Annotated in this window: 24 protein-coding genes; 23 read left to right on the top strand and 1 reads right to left on the bottom strand. The window is 36.5% G+C overall.

Features of this window, described 5'->3' with window-relative positions; genetic code table 11:
* Nucleotides 1–57 precede the first annotated feature (57 nt).
* From ndk to purU, 14 genes are all read left to right on the top strand, one after another.
* Nucleotides 58–504 (top strand): nucleoside-diphosphate kinase, encoded by a 447-nt coding sequence (gene ndk, locus BN1243_RS03115; protein ID WP_062104806.1) that lies wholly within the window; start codon nucleotides 58–60, stop codon nucleotides 502–504.
* A 78-nt stretch (nucleotides 505–582) separates the two neighbouring features.
* Entirely contained in the window at nucleotides 583–1,359 is a 777-nt protein-coding gene (locus tag BN1243_RS03120; protein WP_062104807.1) for a CheR family methyltransferase, read from the top strand.
* 6 nt (nucleotides 1,360–1,365) lie between these two features.
* Nucleotides 1,366–2,490 (top strand): 3-dehydroquinate synthase, encoded by a 1,125-nt coding sequence (gene aroB, locus BN1243_RS03125; protein WP_407638837.1) that lies wholly within the window; start codon nucleotides 1,366–1,368, stop codon nucleotides 2,488–2,490.
* A 94-nt stretch (nucleotides 2,491–2,584) separates the two neighbouring features.
* On the top strand, nucleotides 2,585–3,463 hold the full coding sequence (locus BN1243_RS03130) for a hypothetical protein (RefSeq protein WP_062104809.1): 879 nt from the start codon (nucleotides 2,585–2,587) through the stop codon (nucleotides 3,461–3,463).
* 8 nt (nucleotides 3,464–3,471) lie between these two features.
* Nucleotides 3,472–4,758 (top strand): tetratricopeptide repeat protein, encoded by a 1,287-nt coding sequence (locus BN1243_RS03135; RefSeq protein ID WP_230200091.1) that lies wholly within the window; start codon nucleotides 3,472–3,474, stop codon nucleotides 4,756–4,758.
* Nucleotides 4,759–4,783: 25 nt separating this feature from the next.
* Nucleotides 4,784–5,329 (top strand): ReoY family proteolytic degradation factor, encoded by a 546-nt coding sequence (locus BN1243_RS03140; RefSeq protein ID WP_062104810.1) that lies wholly within the window; start codon nucleotides 4,784–4,786, stop codon nucleotides 5,327–5,329.
* Nucleotides 5,330–5,517: 188 nt separating this feature from the next.
* Nucleotides 5,518–5,964 (top strand): YpiF family protein, encoded by a 447-nt coding sequence (locus BN1243_RS03145; RefSeq protein ID WP_062104811.1) that lies wholly within the window; start codon nucleotides 5,518–5,520, stop codon nucleotides 5,962–5,964.
* 158 nt (nucleotides 5,965–6,122) lie between these two features.
* The gene (locus BN1243_RS03150; protein WP_062104812.1) at nucleotides 6,123–6,635 is read left to right on the top strand and encodes a QcrA and Rieske domain-containing protein; all 513 of its coding nucleotides are present in this window, start codon (nucleotides 6,123–6,125) and stop codon (nucleotides 6,633–6,635) included.
* A gap of 17 nt (nucleotides 6,636–6,652) precedes the next feature.
* Nucleotides 6,653–7,327, top strand: a complete 675-nt coding sequence (gene qcrB / locus BN1243_RS03155; protein ID WP_062104813.1) for a menaquinol-cytochrome c reductase cytochrome b subunit — start codon at nucleotides 6,653–6,655, stop codon at nucleotides 7,325–7,327.
* A 43-nt stretch (nucleotides 7,328–7,370) separates the two neighbouring features.
* Entirely contained in the window at nucleotides 7,371–8,147 is a 777-nt protein-coding gene (locus tag BN1243_RS03160) for a menaquinol-cytochrome c reductase cytochrome b/c subunit (protein WP_062104814.1), read from the top strand.
* A 160-nt stretch (nucleotides 8,148–8,307) separates the two neighbouring features.
* Nucleotides 8,308–8,904 carry a lipoprotein heptaprenylglyceryl N-acetyltransferase LhaT gene (gene lhaT, locus BN1243_RS03165; protein ID WP_062104815.1) on the top strand — a complete coding sequence of 199 codons (597 nt, stop codon included), beginning with the start codon at nucleotides 8,308–8,310 and terminating at the stop codon, nucleotides 8,902–8,904.
* 64 nt (nucleotides 8,905–8,968) lie between these two features.
* The gene (gene ypjB / locus BN1243_RS03170; RefSeq protein ID WP_062104816.1) at nucleotides 8,969–9,754 is read left to right on the top strand and encodes a sporulation protein YpjB; all 786 of its coding nucleotides are present in this window, start codon (nucleotides 8,969–8,971) and stop codon (nucleotides 9,752–9,754) included.
* Nucleotides 9,755–9,811: 57 nt separating this feature from the next.
* Nucleotides 9,812–10,501 (top strand): zinc metallopeptidase, encoded by a 690-nt coding sequence (locus BN1243_RS03175; protein WP_062104817.1) that lies wholly within the window; start codon nucleotides 9,812–9,814, stop codon nucleotides 10,499–10,501.
* An 80-nt stretch (nucleotides 10,502–10,581) separates the two neighbouring features.
* Complete coding sequence (gene purU / locus BN1243_RS03180) at nucleotides 10,582–11,484, top strand: formyltetrahydrofolate deformylase (protein ID WP_062104818.1); 903 nt, start codon at nucleotides 10,582–10,584, stop codon at nucleotides 11,482–11,484.
* A 59-nt stretch (nucleotides 11,485–11,543) separates the two neighbouring features.
* Here the strand turns inward: purU and BN1243_RS03185 are convergent, their stop codons facing one another.
* Nucleotides 11,544–12,419 carry a YitT family protein gene (locus BN1243_RS03185; protein WP_062104819.1) on the bottom strand — a complete coding sequence of 292 codons (876 nt, stop codon included), beginning with the start codon at nucleotides 12,417–12,419 and terminating at the stop codon, nucleotides 11,544–11,546.
* Between the two features lie 95 nt (nucleotides 12,420–12,514).
* Between BN1243_RS03185 and BN1243_RS03190 the strand changes: the two genes are divergently transcribed.
* The 9 genes from BN1243_RS03190 to panD all read left to right on the top strand — a co-directional run bounded on the left by BN1243_RS03190 (nucleotide 12,515) and on the right by panD (nucleotide 20,044).
* Nucleotides 12,515–12,841, top strand: coding sequence for a nucleotide pyrophosphohydrolase (locus BN1243_RS03190; protein WP_062104820.1), 327 nt, complete (start codon nucleotides 12,515–12,517; stop codon nucleotides 12,839–12,841).
* Between the two features lie 10 nt (nucleotides 12,842–12,851).
* Entirely contained in the window at nucleotides 12,852–13,655 is an 804-nt protein-coding gene (gene dapB / locus BN1243_RS03195) for a 4-hydroxy-tetrahydrodipicolinate reductase (RefSeq protein WP_062104821.1), read from the top strand.
* A gap of 68 nt (nucleotides 13,656–13,723) precedes the next feature.
* Entirely contained in the window at nucleotides 13,724–14,437 is a 714-nt protein-coding gene (bshB1, locus tag BN1243_RS03200) for a bacillithiol biosynthesis deacetylase BshB1 (RefSeq protein WP_062104822.1), read from the top strand.
* Nucleotides 14,434–15,573 (top strand): N-acetyl-alpha-D-glucosaminyl L-malate synthase BshA, encoded by a 1,140-nt coding sequence (gene bshA / locus BN1243_RS03205; RefSeq protein ID WP_062104823.1) that lies wholly within the window; start codon nucleotides 14,434–14,436, stop codon nucleotides 15,571–15,573. The genes bshB1 and bshA overlap by 4 nt, the downstream gene beginning before the upstream one ends.
* 5 nt (nucleotides 15,574–15,578) lie before the next feature.
* Complete coding sequence (locus tag BN1243_RS03210; protein ID WP_062104824.1) at nucleotides 15,579–16,766, top strand: CCA tRNA nucleotidyltransferase; 1,188 nt, start codon at nucleotides 15,579–15,581, stop codon at nucleotides 16,764–16,766.
* On the top strand, nucleotides 16,750–17,757 hold the full coding sequence (locus tag BN1243_RS03215; protein WP_154669793.1) for a biotin--[acetyl-CoA-carboxylase] ligase: 1,008 nt from the start codon (nucleotides 16,750–16,752) through the stop codon (nucleotides 17,755–17,757). The genes BN1243_RS03210 and BN1243_RS03215 overlap by 17 nt, the downstream gene beginning before the upstream one ends.
* A 205-nt stretch (nucleotides 17,758–17,962) precedes the next feature.
* The gene (gene panB, locus BN1243_RS03220; RefSeq protein WP_062104825.1) at nucleotides 17,963–18,796 is read left to right on the top strand and encodes a 3-methyl-2-oxobutanoate hydroxymethyltransferase; all 834 of its coding nucleotides are present in this window, start codon (nucleotides 17,963–17,965) and stop codon (nucleotides 18,794–18,796) included.
* A 1-nt stretch (nucleotide 18,797) separates the two neighbouring features.
* Nucleotides 18,798–19,649, top strand: coding sequence for a pantoate--beta-alanine ligase (gene panC / locus BN1243_RS03225; RefSeq protein WP_062104826.1), 852 nt, complete (start codon nucleotides 18,798–18,800; stop codon nucleotides 19,647–19,649).
* Nucleotides 19,650–19,660: 11 nt separating this feature from the next.
* The gene (gene panD, locus BN1243_RS03230) at nucleotides 19,661–20,044 is read left to right on the top strand and encodes an aspartate 1-decarboxylase (RefSeq protein WP_062104827.1); all 384 of its coding nucleotides are present in this window, start codon (nucleotides 19,661–19,663) and stop codon (nucleotides 20,042–20,044) included.
* The last annotated feature ends 165 nt before the right edge of the window (nucleotides 20,045–20,209 follow it).

A 20,209-nucleotide genomic window follows, 5' to 3' on the forward strand; every position in this document is an offset into this window, starting at 1 on the left:
CTATTATTTTCATGTATTTAACATGTTAATCTGATATATTTTGCAGGAGTGTGGGGAATGGAAAAGACTTTTCTAATGGTGAAGCCCGATGGTGTACAAAGAGGTCTAGTTGGTGATATTGTCTCCCGTTTTGAAAAAAAGGGTTTCCAACTAGTCGGAGCAAAATTGATGGCGATTTCAAAGGAAAAAGCAGAAGAACATTACGGAGAACACAAAGATCGTCCTTTTTTTGGTGAACTTGTTGAATTTATTACATCCAGCCCTGTGTTTGCTATGGTATGGCAAGGAGAAAATGTAATACATACTGCAAGACAAATGATGGGAACAACAAATCCCGCAGAGGCCAACCCTGGAACGATTCGTGGGGATTACGGATTAAATGTGGGGAAAAATATCATTCACGGATCAGATTCCGCACAAAGTGCTGAAAGAGAAATTAAACTTTTCTTTCAAGAAGAAGAACTTGTTGAATATTCCAAGTTGATCAATAATTGGATATATTGATACAACAATGCCGCCTGCATAGAACAGGTGGCTTTTTGGTTACAATGCCGAAATTATTCAATCGTTAGGAGTATTAAGATGAGTGCCGATTATTTGCAATTTGTTAATCTACTTAAGCAAAAAACAGGGATTGATTTGTCATTATATAAAGAAGCACAGATGAAGAGAAGACTAACTTCTCTATATCAAAAAAGAGGGTTTCAATCTTTCCTCGAGTATTTTTCAGTTATAAAGGATGACAAGGCTTTATTAGACGAGTTTTTAGATAAAATGACGATTAATGTAACTGAGTTTTATCGAAATAAAAGCAGATGGGAAGTATTGGAAAATAAAATTGTACCTCGCCTTTTATCGGAAAATCAAACATTGAAGACATGGAGTGCAGCTTCTTCTACAGGAGAGGAACCCTATACCATCGCAATGATCTTATCTCAGTTTATTCCTCTTAATCAAATTTCCATCCTAGCAACTGATATAGATGAAAAAGCCCTCGAAACAGCAAGACGCGGTCTTTATACAGAACGCTCCTTTGCAGAGATGCCAAGTGAGATGATTACTAAGTTTTTTCAAAAAGATGGATCTGTTTACAGTATAAATAAAGAACTTCAAAAAACAGTTGAATTTCGAAAACAAAACTTACTTTTAGACCCGTTTAGATCAGGGTTTCATCTAATCGTTTGTCGCAATGTATTAATTTACTTTACTGAAGAGGCTAAAGAGCAATTATATAAAAAGTTTTCCCAAGCATTGGCACCGGGCGGAGTTCTATTTGTAGGCAGTACGGAACAAATTTTCAATCCCCATCAATATGATTTAGAAGTTGAAGATACTTTCTTTTATCGAAAAAAGAGATGATAGTTAATGAGGAGAAAACTGAAAGAGGGGAAAAATATGCAAGTAAACGTTCAAACTACTTCAAAAAGTTATCCAGTATTTATAGGTGAAGAAGCATTAGTACAACTATCGGAATTTGTACAGACGAGTGACTATACAAAAATCCTTATCATAACGGATGAAATAGTTGCAAAACATCATTTAAAAGAATTGAAAGCCATTCTCCCTGCCACAATTCAAAACTTTGTACTTGAAGTACCCTTCGGTGAAAATGCAAAACAATTTTCTGTCTATGAATCAACATTAACTTTTGCTTTAGAAAATAGACTAGATAGAAAATCGTGTATTATAGCATTTGGCGGAGGAGCCGTTGGAGATCTTGCTGGCTTTGTTGCTGCTACTTTTATGCGTGGAATTAGCTTTTTACAAGTACCAACAACTATATTAGCTCATGATAGTGCTGTCGGCGGGAAAACAGGGATAAATCATCCATTAGGTAAGAATCTTGTAGGGGCCTTCCATCAACCGGATGCAGTTTTTTACTATACCGACTTTTTAAGAACCTTGCCTATATCAGAAATTCGTTCTGGATTTGCTGAGGTTGCCAAGCATGCCTTAATAGCAGATCCTAAGCTTCTTCAGTATCTTCAAAAGAATATAACAAATTTAGAGTCAATACCAAAAGAAAGTTTGGACTATATTTTAAAAAGGGGCATTGAAATAAAAGCATCTGTCGTTGCGAAAGATGAACGCGAATCAGGAATTCGGGCTATTTTGAATTTTGGTCATACACTTGGTCATACAATTGAAGCCTCATTAGGATATGGTAAGGTGACGCATGGAGAAGCTGTTATGACTGGAATGCTTTATGCACTTAATTTAAGCAAGGAATCTGTAGGGCTAAGTGATGATATAACATTATTTGAAAAATGGGTTAAAGATCTAGGGTATTTCTTTGAAATCCCCAATTCATTTGATTTCAATGAGGCACTACTGACTATGAAAAGAGATAAAAAGTCAGTCGGGAATCATTTAAGGTTTGTCTTACTTCAACAGTTTGGAAAGCCAGTAATAGAGACGCTAAATGAAGATTTATTAAAACAAGTTTATAATAAATTCATTTCGTCTACTAGATTACCAAGAAGATCTTGAATAAAATGACGCATGTTTCCTTCCTCGTAAGCATAATTTTGGATAAGGTTTTTATTTTATATCTATCCGAAAGAGAGGAAAGAGGGAGGAATATATGCGGTATTTAATGGAAAATATTATCCTGTTGGAAGATGGAGTAAAGAAAAAAGTATCTGTTCTTGTCAAAAAAGGAAAAATTCATTATCTCGGATCTCCCTTGCCAAGACTAAACGTCATGAAAATAGAAGTACAAGCTTATACACTTACGCCTTCATTCGTCTTTTTCTCGCCCAATATTCCTTGCTTTTCTTTTGATCAATTTAAATCTTTTTTATCACAACAGTTTTTATTAAAAGGTTGCGGAACGTTCATTTCATTTTTTTCAATCGATTATCATTCTGAATTTGATGAATCTGTTAGTAAAAAAAGATTGGGCTTTATAAATAGCCCGATTGATTTTATTCTAGGTTTGAAAATTCATGCGCTCAAACTAACCCCATCTATAATAACAAAATGTAATTCTGCTGGAATCCCAATTATTTTTGTTGAATTTTCTATGTTTAATGAATTAAACTCAATTCCCTGGGGATGGATTAAAACAGCTTCTTTTCCTCAAAATCCAATTCTCGTTCCTTATTTCGAGAAAAATATTCGTCCGTTGCAGCAAAGAAGACTTTTGAAAAAGTGGACAGAACTTTTACGGAATGAAAAAATTCATCATCTTCCGCAGCCTTTACCTGTTAACGAACCTTTGAAATTGGATGTGATTAAAAAAATCGGGTTATATCCGAAAAAAGGAGTTTTGAAACAAGGTGGCGAAATAAATTATAACCTCTTTTTAAATAAGCAATTATCCGGAACTCCTTTTCAAAAAAACATCGAGCCAGACATTTCCGTAAATAAGGGGAAATTTAGTAATATAAATAGGCAGCCCATTTTTCGGCCTGGATTTGGGGAAGAACTAATGATTCGTCAAACAGCTCTTTTTAGGTAGGAGCTTTTATGCGAAATAGAAAGGAATTAAATACTTTGAATGCAGCTGAGATAATGATAAAGCTTATCGAAGAACAAAAATTTTCGGAAGCAAAAATACAATTTAATAAAGTTATAGCAAGTGGATCTGATGAAGAAAGATTTTTCCTTGCTGAAGAACTTGCAAGATATGGTTATTTGGAAGAAGCGAAAAGTCTGTACGAAATATTATTAGAAAGTTATCCCGATGAAGGAGAATTAAAACTTGGACTTGCAGAACTTTTAATCGAAATGGATCTTGATGATCAAGCATATCCATACTTACAATCGATTACACCTGATGACCCAAATTACCCAGCTGCTCTCTTGCTAGAAGCAGATTTGTATGAGATGCAGGGACTATATGAAGTAAGTGAGAACAAGCTATTACATGCAAAAGAAATTGTACCTGACGAACCAATTGTTGACTTTGCGCTTGGGGAATTGTATATGACTCAAGGTCGTTTTTTAGAAGCAACGAGATGCTTTAGTTCCTTACTTCATGCAAATAAAAATGAATTAGCAAATATAGATATTAATAGTCGGATGGCAGAAGCTCTTAGTGCAGGTGGAGCTTTTGAAGAGGCTCTTCCTTATTATGAAAAGTCATTGAAAAACAAACTTGACTCAAACACTCTGTTTGGATTTGGTTTAACTTCTTACCAAGCGGGACAATATCAAAAATCGATCCAGGCTTTTAAACAATTAAGAGAAATGGATCCTGACTATCACTCACTTTACTTATATTTAGCTAAAAGTTATGAACATGAAGAAAAACTTGCCGAAGCGTTAGAAGCAGTGACTGCTGGTATGACGTTAGATGATTTTAATAAAGAGTTGCAGTTTTATGGCGGAAAATTGGCACTGAAATTAGGCGATGAAGAGAAGGCAGAACTTTTCTTTCGACAAGCTCTCGCCTTAGATCCAGAATATGTAGAAGCAGCCTTGACATTAAATAAATTGTTTCTTCATCAAGAAAAGTATGAAGATGTGATAGATATATCGCAGCCATTTATCCAAGGTGCCCCCGATCCCCAATTTTATTGGGACTCTGCTATAAGTCTCGAGAAAATGGAAAATTTTGAAGAGGCATTAAAACAATATCAACTTGCATATAATGATTTTAAAAATAACCAAGATTTTTTAGTTGATTACGGATACTTTTTATTGGAAGAAGGAAGAAGAGAAGAAGCAATCCAAATTTTTAAGGGGTTAGTGCAATTAAACCCTAACAACGAAGAATGGATTTCTGTTTTAGATAGGCTATTAGACGAATAGCTAAACTGCAGAGGAGGGAAAACATATGGAAACCCCTGTATCTGTCAACGAGAAAAAAGAATTCATCCGATGGTTCCTTAACCGCTATCAATTAAAGAGGAGAGAGTCAGTCTGGATTCTTAATTACTTGATGAGTCATGATAAATTGCTGGAGAGAGTCCATTTTGTCGAGGATGCTCAGTTCTGTCCAAGAGGTCTAATTATGTCTACGCATTGTACGAGGGATGTTCCATTCAGATTTTACAAGGAAAACATTATGACGACAGACGCTGAGAAATCATTTCACGATATTAGACTAAATCGTGATGAAGAGATTTATATCCAAATTAATTTCCGTTCTTCCCACCTATCCCATCAGTATGCCGCAGTGTTGGAAGATAATCCGTATGTAAAACATAAACTACTGCTAACAGAAAAAGATAAAAGTTACGCAGAACAATTTCTAGAGTATAGTTTAAAAAACTATCAAGAGGAAAAAGTGTTAAATGCAATTGATGAAGCTCTCGATCATCAAGACGAAAATCGCTTTAATGAGCTCGTTTCCCAATTAAATAAGATTCGGAAAGGATAGACCCATCCCATGTTTAGGGAAAGGGTTTTTTCTTTTGATAATTAGTTGTATGCTTCTTAAAAGAAAACTGCATTGCAATTGAGGGATATTGTATTTTTACTTATATAGAGATTGTTGTAATAAGTGCATACAAGAAAGATGAATGATAAGATAATCTATAGACCATATTAGAAAAGAGGTTCTTTTTCGTGAATTGGAATGCTAAAGATATTGAAATGTTTTTAAAAGAAAAAGAGTACATTGATACAGCGATAATATCATTAATGCCTGTCACATTTGACACAAATATGAAACGTGCAGCAGAGCAAGGGGAATTTATTAATCTTTTCTCCATGCATGTTGAAAAGCAATTTAAAGGTCGAGTTGTCGTCTTACCATCGTTTACGTATGTAAATATGCCGGAAGACGAAGTAGAACGATTAGAAAGTTGGATCGAAAAAGCTTTGAATGGCGGTTTCTCACATGTTTTTTGTTTAACTTCGGACAATCATTGGCAGGCAATCACTGAAAAATTGGAGGGATTATATTTTATACCTTCGGTCCCGTTAGAACATTTGGAAGAACAATATAAACATTCTGTTATGGAAGAACAATTGAAAACGTTTATTCCAAAACTGATTAAAGGGTGGCAATAAATTAAAAAGATTCCCGAATTTGCCACATTGTTGACAATGTTTACCTTCCTATATGATTGACCTCTTGCTTTTATTGATATATCATAATGTTGTCCTAGTTTGAATCATGTGCATATTATGTCCGTTGGACTTACCTTACTGACAGAGGGGGGAAAAGGATGAGCAAGAATCCTGTTACAAGACGCCAATTTTTAAGTTATACACTTACTGGAGTAGGTGGATTTATGGCAGCTGGAATGTTAATGCCAATGTTGCGATTTGCAATTGATCCTGTTTTACAGGCTAAGGCTTCTGGAGATTTCAAAATGACCGATAAAAAAATTGCTGATATTACAGATGTACCAGTACGGGTTGACTTTCAATACGACCAAGTAGATGCATGGTATGAATCTAAAGTTACGAATTCAGCTTGGGTCTATAAGAATGAAGAAGGTAAAATCGTTGCACTATCGCCAGTTTGTAAGCATTTGGGCTGTACAGTTAACTGGGAAGGAAGTAAAGACCATCCCGATATGTTTTATTGCCCTTGCCATGGCGGTCTGTATGAGAAAAGTGGAAAAAACGTTCCAGGGACTCCACCAAGAGGTCCGCTGGATGCTTATCCAACACAAGAAAAAGATGGCTTTTTAATGCTGGGTTCACCAGTTGAGAATCCATTCGTCAGAAAATAGTAAAGGAGGCTAGAGTCTTGCTGAACAAAGTGTACGACTGGATTGACGAGCGTATGGATATTACGCCGATATGGAGAGACATCGCAGATCATGAAGTGCCTGAACACGTAAACCCGGCACATCATTTCTCTGCATTTGTTTACTGTTTTGGCGGACTGACATTCTTTATAACCGTAATACAAATTCTTTCGGGTATGTTCTTAACAATGTACTATGTACCCGATATTAAAAACGCTTGGGAATCCGTTTATTATTTGCAAAATCAAGTGGCATTCGGTCAAATTGTCCGTGGGATGCACCACTGGGGTGCTAGTCTCGTAATCGTAATGATGTTCTTACATACGTTGCGTGTTTTCTTCCAAGGAGCCTATAAAAAACCTCGTGAGCTCAACTGGGTTGTCGGAGTACTTATCTTTTTTGTTATGTTAGCGCTCGGTTTGACAGGTTATCTACTTCCATGGGATATGAAAGCTTTATTCGCAACAAAAGTTACACTTGATATTGTTGAGTCTGTTCCGCTTGTTGGGGTGCAGTTGAAAACATTAATTGCGGGTGATCCGACAATTGTGGGAGCACAAACATTAACTCGTTTCTTTGCTATTCATGTTTTCTTCTTACCTGCAGCGTTAATTGGTTTACTTGCAGCTCACTTTATTATGATTCGAAGACAAGGTATTTCAGGTCCACTATAAAATGAAATGAATCGTTTTAAACTTGGATAAAGGAGGGGACACGATGCATCGTGGAAAAGGAATGAAGTTTGTTGGCGACTCGCGAATATCCGCTGAACGAAAATCCAATGTTCCGAAAGATTATTCTGAATATCCAGGTAAAACTGAAGCATTCTGGCCAGATTTTCTTCTAAAAGAATGGCTGGTTGGAGCAGTTTTTCTGGTTGGGTTTTTATGTTTAACAGTGGCTCATCCGAGTCCTCTTGAAAGAATAGCTGATCCCACGGATACAGGATATATTCCAATGCCGGACTGGTACTTCTTATTTCTGTACCAATTAATTAAATATACTTATGCTTCCGGGCCTTATAATGTAATCGGTACGTTAGTAATCCCAGGACTTGCTTTTGGTGCTCTTATGCTTGCTCCGTTTATTGATAGAGGGCCTGAACGTCGTCCGTCTAAGCGTCCGTTTGCAACAGGTTTTATGTTGCTAGCGTTTGCAGGTGTATTTTTCCTTACTTGGGAAGCAGCACACCATCATGACTGGGAAGCAGCAAAAGCTCAAGGAGCTATTCAGGAGAAAGTTGATGTTGAAGTTGATAAAGAGGCAGAAGGATACAAAGTTTATGCAAGCCAAAGCTGTATCACCTGCCATGGAGATAATTTGGAGGGCGGACCAGCCGCACCACCATTAGTTAACCTTGATCACACACCAGAAGAAATTATTGATATAGCTCATAATGGTTATAAATCTATGCCAGCTAATCAATATACCGGATCGGACGAAGATTTAGAAAAACTTGCTGAATTTATTGCGGGTTTGAAAAGTGAAGAATAAATAAACTGTAAAAGCCACTTATAAATATCGTGAAGCATAATTTTTTGCTAGCACGATTAGATGGCGGTCGCTAAACTATAATGAAAGAGCCGGTGAAATAACCGGCTCTTGTTTTGCAAATTTTCATCTATTTATTAGTTTTAGGAGGAAAAATGCTCTAATGAATTTCCTTTACACAATTTTAGCAAACCGTATGATATTATGGTTACTTTTCATTATAAACGTCGCGGGCACAGTTTATGGATATATTTGGTATGAGAGTCAGTTGACAGTAACACCTACTATTTTCATCCCCTTTGTTCCAGATAGTCCAACTGCCAGCCTATTTTTTTCATTTGTTCTATTAGCCTTTATCCTAAAAAAGAATTGGCCAATATTTGAAGCGCTTGCGATAATAACATTGGTCAAGTATGGAGTTTGGGCAGTTGTCATGAATGTATTAACTTTAAAAGTTACTGGTGATCTTTCTTGGCAAGGTTATATGCTAATTGGTTCACACGGGGCGATGGCTCTTCAAGGTGTCCTATATGCGGTGTTTTACAAGATGCAGTGGAAGCATGTTATAATAGCAGCCATTTGGACATTACATAATGATGTTATTGATTATGTATTCATGCAATACCCTAAATATCCAGGCTTGGAAACTTATGTAAACGAAATTGGCTATTTTACTTTTTGGCTTAGTATTGTTTGCATAGGAATAGCAGCGTTTTATACTACTCGCTTTAAAAACGGAAACTCTCTTTCAATTAATTGATTTCGAAGGTCTATTCTTGTCCTTTTTCTCATACAGTTTATCAGTAGTATGAGGAGGGACAAGTATGAAATCTAAGGTCATAATCCTTCTGTTCGTTTCATTATTCCTTATGGGACAGACAATTTTGGCGAAATCACAAACATCTATGACTGAATTGAACAAGCTTGCTGATGAAGCATTGCAATTAACAAAGTTTGGCCGTTTCGAAGATGCAAAAAACTATATGGTGCAATACGGAGAAAAGTTCTCTGAAAATGGGATTGTATCAAAGTCACTTACGATCGATGAAATGAGAGTTTTAACGACTGCTTATCACGAAGCTTTGAAAGCACTTAATAGTGTAACTCTTAGTCAGCAAGAAAGAATAAACAAAGTAACAGCATTTCGCCTCGCAACAGATGCTGTTATATCAAAGCATCAGCCATTATGGTCTGGGATGGAAAGTTCTGTATTAGATGCACTTCAGAATGTAAAAAATGCAGCACTTGAAGGAGATTCAGAATTATACAATCGAGAAGTAAATAAATTTCTTAGTATTTACTCGATTATTCAACCTAGCATTAAGATCGATTTACCTGTAGAAGAAGTCCAAAAACTAGATTCTAAAATGACCTATATTGACCGAAATCGTTCTAGCTTTGCCGAAGAGAAATGGTTAAAGGAACTTGAACAACTTGAAGTTGATCTGAAAAATATGTTTACAAACGTTCAAAAAGATGACACAGATCCGTCAATTTGGTGGGTGATCATGATGACAGGTGGAATCATTATTACAACATTATCTTATGTTAGTTGGAGAAAATACAAAGGGCAAAAGTTACAAAAGAAACGAAAGGATTTAAATGATTGACCATTTTTGTCCTATGAAATACAATATAATTAGACATAATGATAATGGAGGATTTAAATGGGCGGGTATTTAATTTACTTGGGTATTATTATACTCATTCCAATCTGGGCACAATTTAAAGTGAAAAGCGCATATGCAAAATATTCCAAAATACCGACTTCTGCTGGAATGAGTGGTGCGGCTGTAGCTAGAAGAATTTTAGATGAAAATGGGTTATCGAATGTTGCTGTTGTAGAAACTAGGGGAGTATTAAGTGATCATTACAATCCTATGACAAAAACAGTGCACCTCTCATCTACTAACTATCACGAACATTCTATCGCTGGTGCAGCTGTAGCGGCACATGAAGTTGGACATGCTATCCAAGACCAACAAGGCTATGCAGCTTTAAGGTTTCGTCACGCGCTTGTTCCAGTAGCTAATATAAGTTCTAATATGGCATGGGTATTTATCTTAATTGGGATGTTTTTTTCAACCACGAGACTTGGAACACTTATGCTTGTTGGCATTGTTCTAATGGCAGTTGGTGTATTATTTCAAATCGTCACTTTACCAGTTGAATTCAATGCTTCATCTAGAGCAATGGATCAAGTAGTCACCCTCGGAATAATTAGTAATGAAGAGGAGAGGGACGCCAAAAAAGTATTAAATGCAGCCGCTATGACTTATGTTGCTGCAGCTGCTGTGGCGGTGCTTGAATTATTAAGACTTGTCTTAATTTACACTGGTATGAATAGAGATGATTGATTTTAACCCGGGATATCCGGGTTTTTATTTTTTCTGTAATATGCTAAAATGGCAAATAAATAAAATAGGGGAGCCTCTTGATGTTGAATGATCATTTAACTTTTTCAGAAGAATTTAGAACAGAAAATAAAGATCGGGCACGACTTTTAATTCAATGTCCTGATCAACCAGGGATTGTAGCAGCAGTTTCGGGGTTTTTACAAGAAAATGGTGCAAATATTATTGACTCCAATCAATATTCACAAAATCCTGAAGGTGGACAATTTTTTATTAGGATGGAATTTGAATGTCCAGGTTTAATGGAAAAACGAGAAAAAATAGAGACTTCTTTTTCAGAAATTTCCACTAAGTTTCATATGCATCATGAATTTCGATATGTCAGCTCATTGAAAAAGACGGCTATTTTTGTATCTAAAGAAACTCATTGTTTAATGGAACTTCTATGGGAATGGAAAAATGGGGACTTAATTATGGATATTGAATGCGTCATAAGTAATTATGATGATTCGAGAGATTTAGTTGAGTCATTTGGCATTCCGTTCTATCATATACCAGCTAACAAGGATATACGTAAAGATGCTGAGGAGCAACAACTTAAGATTTTAAAACAGCATGGAATAGAATTGATTATTCTTGCTAGATACATGCAAATCTTAACTCCTGATTTCGTCTCTAATTATCCAGAGCAAATCATTAATATTCATCATTCTTTTTTACCAGCATTCATAGGGGCTAGACCTTATGAAAGAGCATATGCTCGTGGAGTAAAATTAATAGGCGCGACATCACATTATGTGACAGATGACTTGGATGAGGGACCGATCATTGAGCAAGGTGTTGAGCGCGTAGATCATCGAGATAATGTTGCTGAAATGAAAAAAATCGGCCGAAAAATTGAGCGGAGCGTTTTATCTAGAGCAGTTAAGTGGCATTTACAAGACCGAGTGATTATCACTGGTAATAAAACGGTTATCTTTTCTTAAAATAAAATTTGAAAAAGCCTTTTCCAGTTTATTTATGGAGAAAGGCTTTTATTATTATTTTAAATATCGATTGGTCGTTTATTTTCATCTAAAGTAAAACCTTCGCCCATTACATCATGAACAACTGTCACAGAAACAAAAGCTTGAGGATCGATCGACTCGACAATCTTTTTTAAATGGACAATTTCATTACGGGCAACAACACAATAAAGGATTTCTTTGTTCTGTTTAGTGAATGAGCCATAGCCTCTCAACACTGTAACACCCCGGCCCATTCGCAACAATATGCCATTGGCAATTTCATCATGATGAGCTTCTGATATGATCATTGCTCCTCTAGCTGCATAAGATCCCTCTTGAATAAAGTCGATCACTCTCGCAGCTACGAAGACAGCCACAAGTGTGTACATCGCCTGAATATGATCCAGATAAGTTAGAAATGAAATAGTAATAACAACAGCATCGAAGATAAACATGGTTTTACCCATACTAATTCCTTTGTATTTTAGTAGAAGCCTTGCAATAATATCAGATCCTCCTGTAGTGCCCCCAAACCGAAACGTAATACCAAGGCCTACTCCAATAAAAACACCAGCGAATAAAGCAGCCAAAAAAAGATCATTATTCAGCGGAATATTGAAATTGATTTTTTGAAAAATGAATAGGAAAAGTGAAACAGCCACTGTTCCGATAATCGTATAAATGAAAGTCCTTTTTCCTAATAGTTTCCATCCAATAAAAAAGATAGGAATGTTTAAAGCAAGATTGGAAATGGATGGATCAATACTAAAAACAAAATAAAATAATAATGTTATTCCTGTAAATCCACCTTCTGCCAAATTATTTTGCATGTTAAAATAAACTAGTCCGAACGAAAAAATGGCTGCGCCCAATAAAATAAATAACACATTTTTGACTTTTATCCCATAAACCATTTTCCCCCTCCATTCCTATTACCACAATATTTCGAGAGGTAATATTTGTATTCAAAAAAAGAATTAGATAACATATGTGTGAAAGGCTGGTCGATATGAGTATACATAAAACAATTCCAGAAATACAAGAAGAAGTCGATAATTACATAAGCCAGTTTAAAGAAGGATATTTTAGTCCTTTGGCTATGGTTGCAAGACTAACAGAAGAATTAGGAGAACTAGCAAGAGAAGTCAATCATTATTATGGGGAAAAGCCGAAAAAAGATACAGAAGAAGAAAAGACGGTAGAAGAAGAACTCGGCGATCTGTTATTTGTTGTTATTTGTTTAGCAAATTCTTTAAATATTGATCTACAAACTGCTCATGATCGAGTAATGAATAAATTTACCACAAGAGATAAGGACAGATGGACAAAAAAGTGAGGAGATCGTTATGAAAAATCCAATTAAAATAGTAATTGCTGGACCACGTGGAAGAATGGGACGAGAAGCTGTTAAGTTAGTTGATCATACAGCGGAATTTCAACTGGTTGGAGTTGTTGACAGAAAACAGGATGATCAGGTGCTATCTGAAATTGCTAGCTTAGTTCGCGACTCTGTCCATATTTACACAAACATGGAGGAATGTTTCCAGAAGGAAAATCCGGATGTATTAATCGATTTGACAACGCCTGAAACAGGTTATATACATACAAAAACTGCGTTAACATATGGAGTACGCCCAGTTGTTGGAACTACAGGATTTACGAAGGAACAACTAGAAGAGCTAAAAGGATTAGCAGAAGAAAAAGAAATTGGCTGTATTATTGCACCTAATTTTGCTATCGGTGCAATTCTAATGATGAAATTTTCACAACAGGCTGCGAAATATTTTGCAAATGTAGAAATTATTGAAATGCATCATGATCAAAAACTTGATGCTCCTTCTGGTACGGCAGTTAAAACAGCCGAAATGATTGCAGAAAATAGAAGAAAGCAAAGCCAAGGTCATCCGGATGAAAAAGAAATAATACAAGGGGCAAGAGGTGCAGATTACGATGGAATGCACATTCATAGTGTAAGGCTGCCAGGACTAGTGGCTCACCAACAAGTATTATTCGGTTCCGAGGGACAAACTTTAACGATTCGTCATGATTCTTATAATCGAGCTTCTTTTATGTCAGGAGTAAAATTATCTGTTGAAACAGTTATGTCATTAAGTACTCTTGTCTATGGGCTTGAGCATATTTTAGAATAGAACGAATTGAACGAAAAGTGGGTGAGCGAATGACTCAGACGTTTACCAACAATAAAGGGGAAATTGCAATGGGACATGGAATAGATATTCTCGCATTTGGAGCCCATCCTGATGATGTTGAAATCGGGATGGCTGGTTCTCTAGCGAAATGGGCTACTGCTGGAAAACAAATAGTAATTTGTGATTTAACAGAAGCAGAATTATCATCAAATGGTGATGTAGAAACTAGAAGAAGAGAATCTAATGCTTCGGCAGAAATACTAGGCATTGCTGAACGCGTTAATTTAAATATACCCGACAGAGGATTGTTTAAGTCAGACGATAATATACGTAAAATTGTTAATATTATTCGAAAATATCAGCCGACTGTGATTTTTGCTCCTTATCAAAAAGATCGTCACCCTGATCATGGGAATTGTTCAGAACTTGTAAGAGAGGCCTTCTTTTCAGCAGGCATAAGAAAATATAAAGGGATTGAAGAATTTCCGGCACACAAAGCAAAAGGCTTTTACCATTACCTCATTAATGGGTTTACGAACCCAAATTTTATGGTCGATATATCCAATTATATTGATTATAAAATTAAGGCTCTGGAAGCCTATCAATCACAGTTTTATTCGGGAAAAGAAGGAATTTCTACTCCACTAACTGAAGGTTATATAGAAACTGTAGTAGCGAGAGAGAAACTTTTTGGTAAAGAAGTAGATGTGGCCTATGCGGAAGGTTTTATATCGGGAAAACCATTATTGATTAATCATGATTTATTTGGTGAAGTGGTATGAACTTGAAAATCGGTATAACTTGTTACCCAACTGTCGGAGGATCAGGCGTAATAGCCACAGAATTAGGCCAGTTACTCGCAGAAAAGGGACATCAAATTCATTTCATTACGTCTAATGTGCCATTCAGATTGAATGTTTTACACCATAACATTTTTTTTCATCAAGTTTCCGTTAACCAATATTCTGTTTTTCAATATCCACCTTATGATATTGCATTGGCAAGTAAGATGGCAGAGGTTATTCGAAGAGAAAAGTTAGATATATTACATGTACATTATGCAATACCTCATGCTGTATGCGCCATTCTTGCTAAGCAAATGGCAGATACTAACGTCAAAATCGTTACGACTTTACACGGTACCGATATTTCCGTATTAGGCTATGACCCTACATTGGCTGAGGCAATTAAGTTCGGTATTGAGAAATCTGATGCTGTCTCGGCAGTTTCTTACGCATTAAAGGAGCAAACAGTTAACGTTTTGGCACCTGATAAAGAGATTAATGTTATCCATAATTTCATAGATGAGAGAATTTATCGAAAAGTAGATGCACGTAATTTAAAAGCTGCGTATGGAATTGACCAAGATGAGAAAGTACTTATACACGTTTCTAATTTCCGTAAAGTAAAAAGAGTAAATGATGTTATTAGGGCTTTTTCGAAAATTACTCAGCAAATCGATGCTAAGCTTCTTTTAGTAGGCGATGGCCCTGAAAGAACGCGTTTATGTGATTTAGTAAAAAAACTAGGGATTGAAGAAAGAGTATTATTTCTTGGTAAACAAGATCATTTAGAGGAGTTATATTCTATAAGCGACCTCATGTTACTATTGTCTGAAAAAGAAAGCTTTGGGCTTGTTGCACTAGAAGCAATGGCCTGCGGCGTCCCTTGTATCGGAACTAATATAGGTGGTATTCCTGAAGTAATTATAGATGGTCAAAACGGCTTTCTTTGCAATTTGGGTGATCTTGATGAAATTAGTCGTAAAGCTCTTCTTCTTTTAACAAATAAAGAGAAGCATAACGAGTTTTCGCTTCATGCACTTGAGACTCCCAATAAGTATTTTCAATCGAAGTTAATAGTAGAGAAATATGAGAACTTATATAACTCTTTATTAGATAAAGTTGAGCAAGGGTGATGGCCATGAATCCGATCTTTCTTTCTGCGCTTCCAATTATCCGTAAAATCGAAGAAGCTGGATTCGAAGCATATTTTGTAGGCGGAGCTGTAAGGGATTTTTTGCTTGGTAGAGAAATTCATGATATTGATATTGCTACTTCGGCCACACCAAAAGAACTGAAAGCCATTTTCTCTACAACGGTAGATGTAGGCATTGAGCACGGGACGATTTTAGTTATCGAAAATGGTCAAGGTTATGAAGTTACCACATTCCGATCAGAATCTGATTACATAGACTTTCGCAGACCTGAAACGGTCACTTTTATTAGGTCTCTCAGGGAGGATTTACAGCGCAGGGATTTTACTATAAATGCCATTGCAATGAACGCTGATGGAGAAATAATCGACCCATTTCAAGGGCAAGAAGCTATTGCAAATAAGGTTATCGAAACAGTAGGTAACCCTGCAGACCGTTTTATGGAAGATGGACTAAGGCTAATGAGGGCAATACGCTTTGTCAGCCAGCTTGGTTTTCGATTAGACAACAATACGGAAAGAGAATTGGCTCATCATGCTTCGATCCTGGCTCATATTGCTGTTGAAAGAGTATCAGCAGAAATGACAAAACTACTGGACGGAAACTTCAAAGAACAGGCGCTTATTATGACACTCAATACGAAGTTGTATAACTTTATGCCGGGAATCTTTAATCAAGCTGAAGTGATTCTTTCCTGCGTTAAATTATCTATTGAGAAATTAAATGAATTTGAGATGTGGGTGTTGGGATTATATTTTTCGAGACCTTCTAACCCTACTAGTGAGTTGCGAAAATGGAAGCTTCCAGCGAAAAAGATAAAGTCTATTGTTCGTTCATATGAATTGTTAGACTGGCGAATTAAGAATCAATGGACAGCTTTTCAGCTTTATCGAGCTGGGATCGAAACAGCGGATCTCGTAGAAAAGGTCTATCGTGTAATTGAAAAAAATGAACAATTAACGACAAACATTCATGAACAGTATAATAAAATCCCGATTACATCTCGTTCACAATTAGCGGTTTCAGGGAAAGATCTTCTAGAATGGACAAATAAGCCAGCTGGGCCATGGATGAAAGAGCTATTTGACAACTTAGAAAAGGCCGTCATTAATCAGGATATTCCTAATGAGCGGAATGCAATTAGAAGGTGGGTTGAAATTGTCAAGGACTATTAGAAAACAAATGATTGAAGCCCTCTCTAGAGCAGATGGAACATTTATTTCTGGACAAGCTCTTGCTGATGTAATCGGTTGTTCAAGAACTGCAATTTGGAAGCATATTGAAGATTTAAGAAAATCAGGTGTTGAAATCGAGGCAGTAAGAAAAAAAGGCTATAGACTGATTAAAATGCCTGATGTTCTTATTGAAGGTCAAATTTTACTTGGGCTCGAAACAAAAACAATCGGTCATAAAGTGGTCCATTTTGATAGCGTTGAATCGACGCAACAGATCGCCCATCAACTTGCTGTAGAAGGTACTCCAGATGGTACAGTTATTATTGCTGAAGAACAAACTGGTGGTAGAGGTAGAATGGCACGCCCGTGGTATTCACCAAAACAAAAAGGTATTTGGATGAGTCTAATTGTTAGACCACTATTACCATTAGAAAAAGCGCCTCAATTTACACTAATAGCTGCTATTGCAGTAGCACGCGCGATTGAGGAAGTAACAAAACTCGATGTGAAGATTAAATGGCCAAATGATATTTTGCATAAGGGGCGAAAAGTAACTGGTATTTTAACTGAGGTACAAGGAGAGGCAGACCAAATAAATTATTTAGTCATTGGTGTTGGAGTTAACGTTAATCAGACTAGGACGGATTTTCCTGATCAACTTAGGGATACAGCTACATCTTTGTTGATTGAAAAGGGAGAGCTCATCTCCAGGAAAAAACTTGTACAATCGATTCTAAAGTTTTTCGAGAAATATTATACACTTTATTTAGAGAAAGGCTTTGTTCCATTAAAGATAATTTGGGAATCATACGCTGATCGAATTGGAGAAATAGTCACAGCTAGAACAATCAATGGTGATGTAGTAGGAATTGCTCTAGGAATTACTGATGAAGGCGTACTCATCATTCAAGATCACATGGGTAAAAAACACCATATTTACTCAGCTGACATAGAATTCAACCATAGTAATACAAATGAAACTTTGTTATAATTTACCTGGGCAGTATCACTCTGAACTGCACCAATATAACACTTTATTTTATATTTTTGATCTGCCTTGATCCATGAAGGACTGGGACAGAGGACTTGGATGCACGAGTGAAATGGAAGATGAAGTCCTTCTGCCTATTTGGGAAGGACTTTTTTTGTTCACTTAAGCAGTTAGTATCCTCTGAACAATAAGAGGAGGAAAAAGAATGAAACAAACGACAGATTTTAAACAAATGAAAAATGGCAGAGAGAAAATTGCCATGGTCACAGCGTACGATTATCCACAGGCAAAATTAGCTGAGCAGGCCGAAGTAGACATTATACTTGTTGGGGATTCTTTAGGTATGGTGGTACTTGGTTATGATTCTACAGTTCCAGTTACATTGGATGATATGATCCACCATACAAAAGCTGTTCGAAGAGGGGCAAAAGATACATTTATAGTTGCCGATTTACCTTTTATGACTTTTCATATTAGTAAAGTGGAAGCATTAAGATCTGCGGCTAGACTAATGCAAGAAGGTGGAGCACATGCTGTTAAGGTTGAAGGTGGAGGCGATGTAATCGACACGATCATGGCCTTGACTGCTGCTGGTGTACCGGTAATGGCTCATCTAGGTTTAACCCCGCAGTCTGCTGGTGTATTAGGTGGATATAAAGTGCAAGGAAAGACAGCGGAAGCAGCTGCTTTACTTGTAGAGGAAGCTAAAAAATGTGAAGAAGCTGGTGCATTTGCTCTTGTTTTAGAGTGTATTCCAAAGCAATTGGCACAGCTTGTAACGGAAAGCATTAACATTCCGACAATTGGTATCGGTGCGGGAATTGAAACCGATGGGCAAGTATTAGTTTTCCACGATATGGTCACCTTTGGAGTGAATCGTGTACCTAAATTTGTGAAACAATATGGCGATGTAAATCAAGTAATCAAAAATAGTATTGAACAGTATGTAAAAGAAGTAAGAGACGGGATGTTTCCTGATAATCATCACGCTTTCACTATGAAAGAAGATGAACTCAAGCTGTTGTATGGGGGAAAATAGGATGGAAATTATTAAAACAAAGGCTGAGATGCAAAAACGAGCAAAAGAACTTCGTAAATCTGGAAATTCAGTCGGATTTGTTCCAACTATGGGATTTTTACACGAAGGTCATTTGCAATTAGCCCATCGTTCTATACAAGAAAACGAAATAACCGTCATGAGTATATTTGTAAACCCTTTACAATTTGGTCCTGAAGAAGATTTTGAAGCGTATCCGCGAGATTCTGAAAGAGATCAGCTACTTGCGGAGAATGCAGGTGTTGATATACTTTTTATGCCTGATCACTCTAACATTTACAATCAGGAAGCTTCATTTGAAATAAAAGTAAACAAAAGGACAGATGTGCTTTGTGGAAAAAGCAGACCTGGTCATTTTGATGGTGTTTCAACAATTCTAATAAAACTATTTAACATTATTATTCCTGATAAAGTCTATATGGGGTTAAAAGATGCTCAACAAGTAGCTGTTGTTGATTCTTTAATCCATTACTTTGATTTCCCAATTGAGTTAATCACTGTAGAAACAGTGCGCGAAACAGATGGGTTGGCACGGAGCTCACGGAATGTATATCTCTCAGATGAGGAAAGGAAAGAAGCCCGACAACTTTATCAAGCTTTAAAATTGGGAGAAACGTTAATTCAAAATGGCGAGCGAAATCCACAAATAATTATTGCGAAAGTCAGTGAATATATTAAAAAGAATATCACTGGTACAATCGATTATGTTGAAATTTTCAGTTTTCCTGATCTCACAGTATTGAAATCGATCGAAAGGCGAATTATTCTGGCCCTCGCTGTCAAGTTTTCCAAAGCTCGTTTGATAGATAACATCCTGATTGAGGTAGAGAAATAGGGGGGAAAAGTATGTTTCGTACTTTGATGAATGGAAAAATTCATAGAGCTACTGTTACAGAGGCCAATCTTAATTATGTAGGGAGCATTACGATTGATAGCGAAATCCTCGAGGCAGTTGGCATGGTAGCAAATGAAAAGGTCCAAATCGTTAACAATAACAATGGTGCTCGCTTTGAGACTTATATAATCGAAGGTGAAAAGGGAACTGGAGTGATCTGTATTAATGGAGCAGCTGCCAGGTTAGTTCAACCAGGCGATATCGTGATAATTATTTCCTATGCGCTAGTGCCCGAAGAAAAAGTGAAAACCCACCAACCAAAAGTAGCGATAATGTCTTCAGAAAATCATATTAAAGAGATCATTCATTATGAACCCGAAACAACGATACTTTAATTATACAAATTTAACCAGCTTCTTAGAAATATAAGAGGCTGGTTTTTCATGGTAATAGAACTTATGATACAATGATTGAAGTATTATTTTAGTTTTTTAAAAAGAAAAGAAAGCGTAATATATTCCCTAGTGTTTGATCTAGCCTTCGTTGACAGTGCGTCAAGT

The organism is Bacillus niameyensis (assembly GCF_001375535.1).
Classification (GTDB): domain Bacteria; phylum Bacillota; class Bacilli; order Bacillales; family Bacillaceae_C; genus Lederbergia; species Lederbergia niameyensis.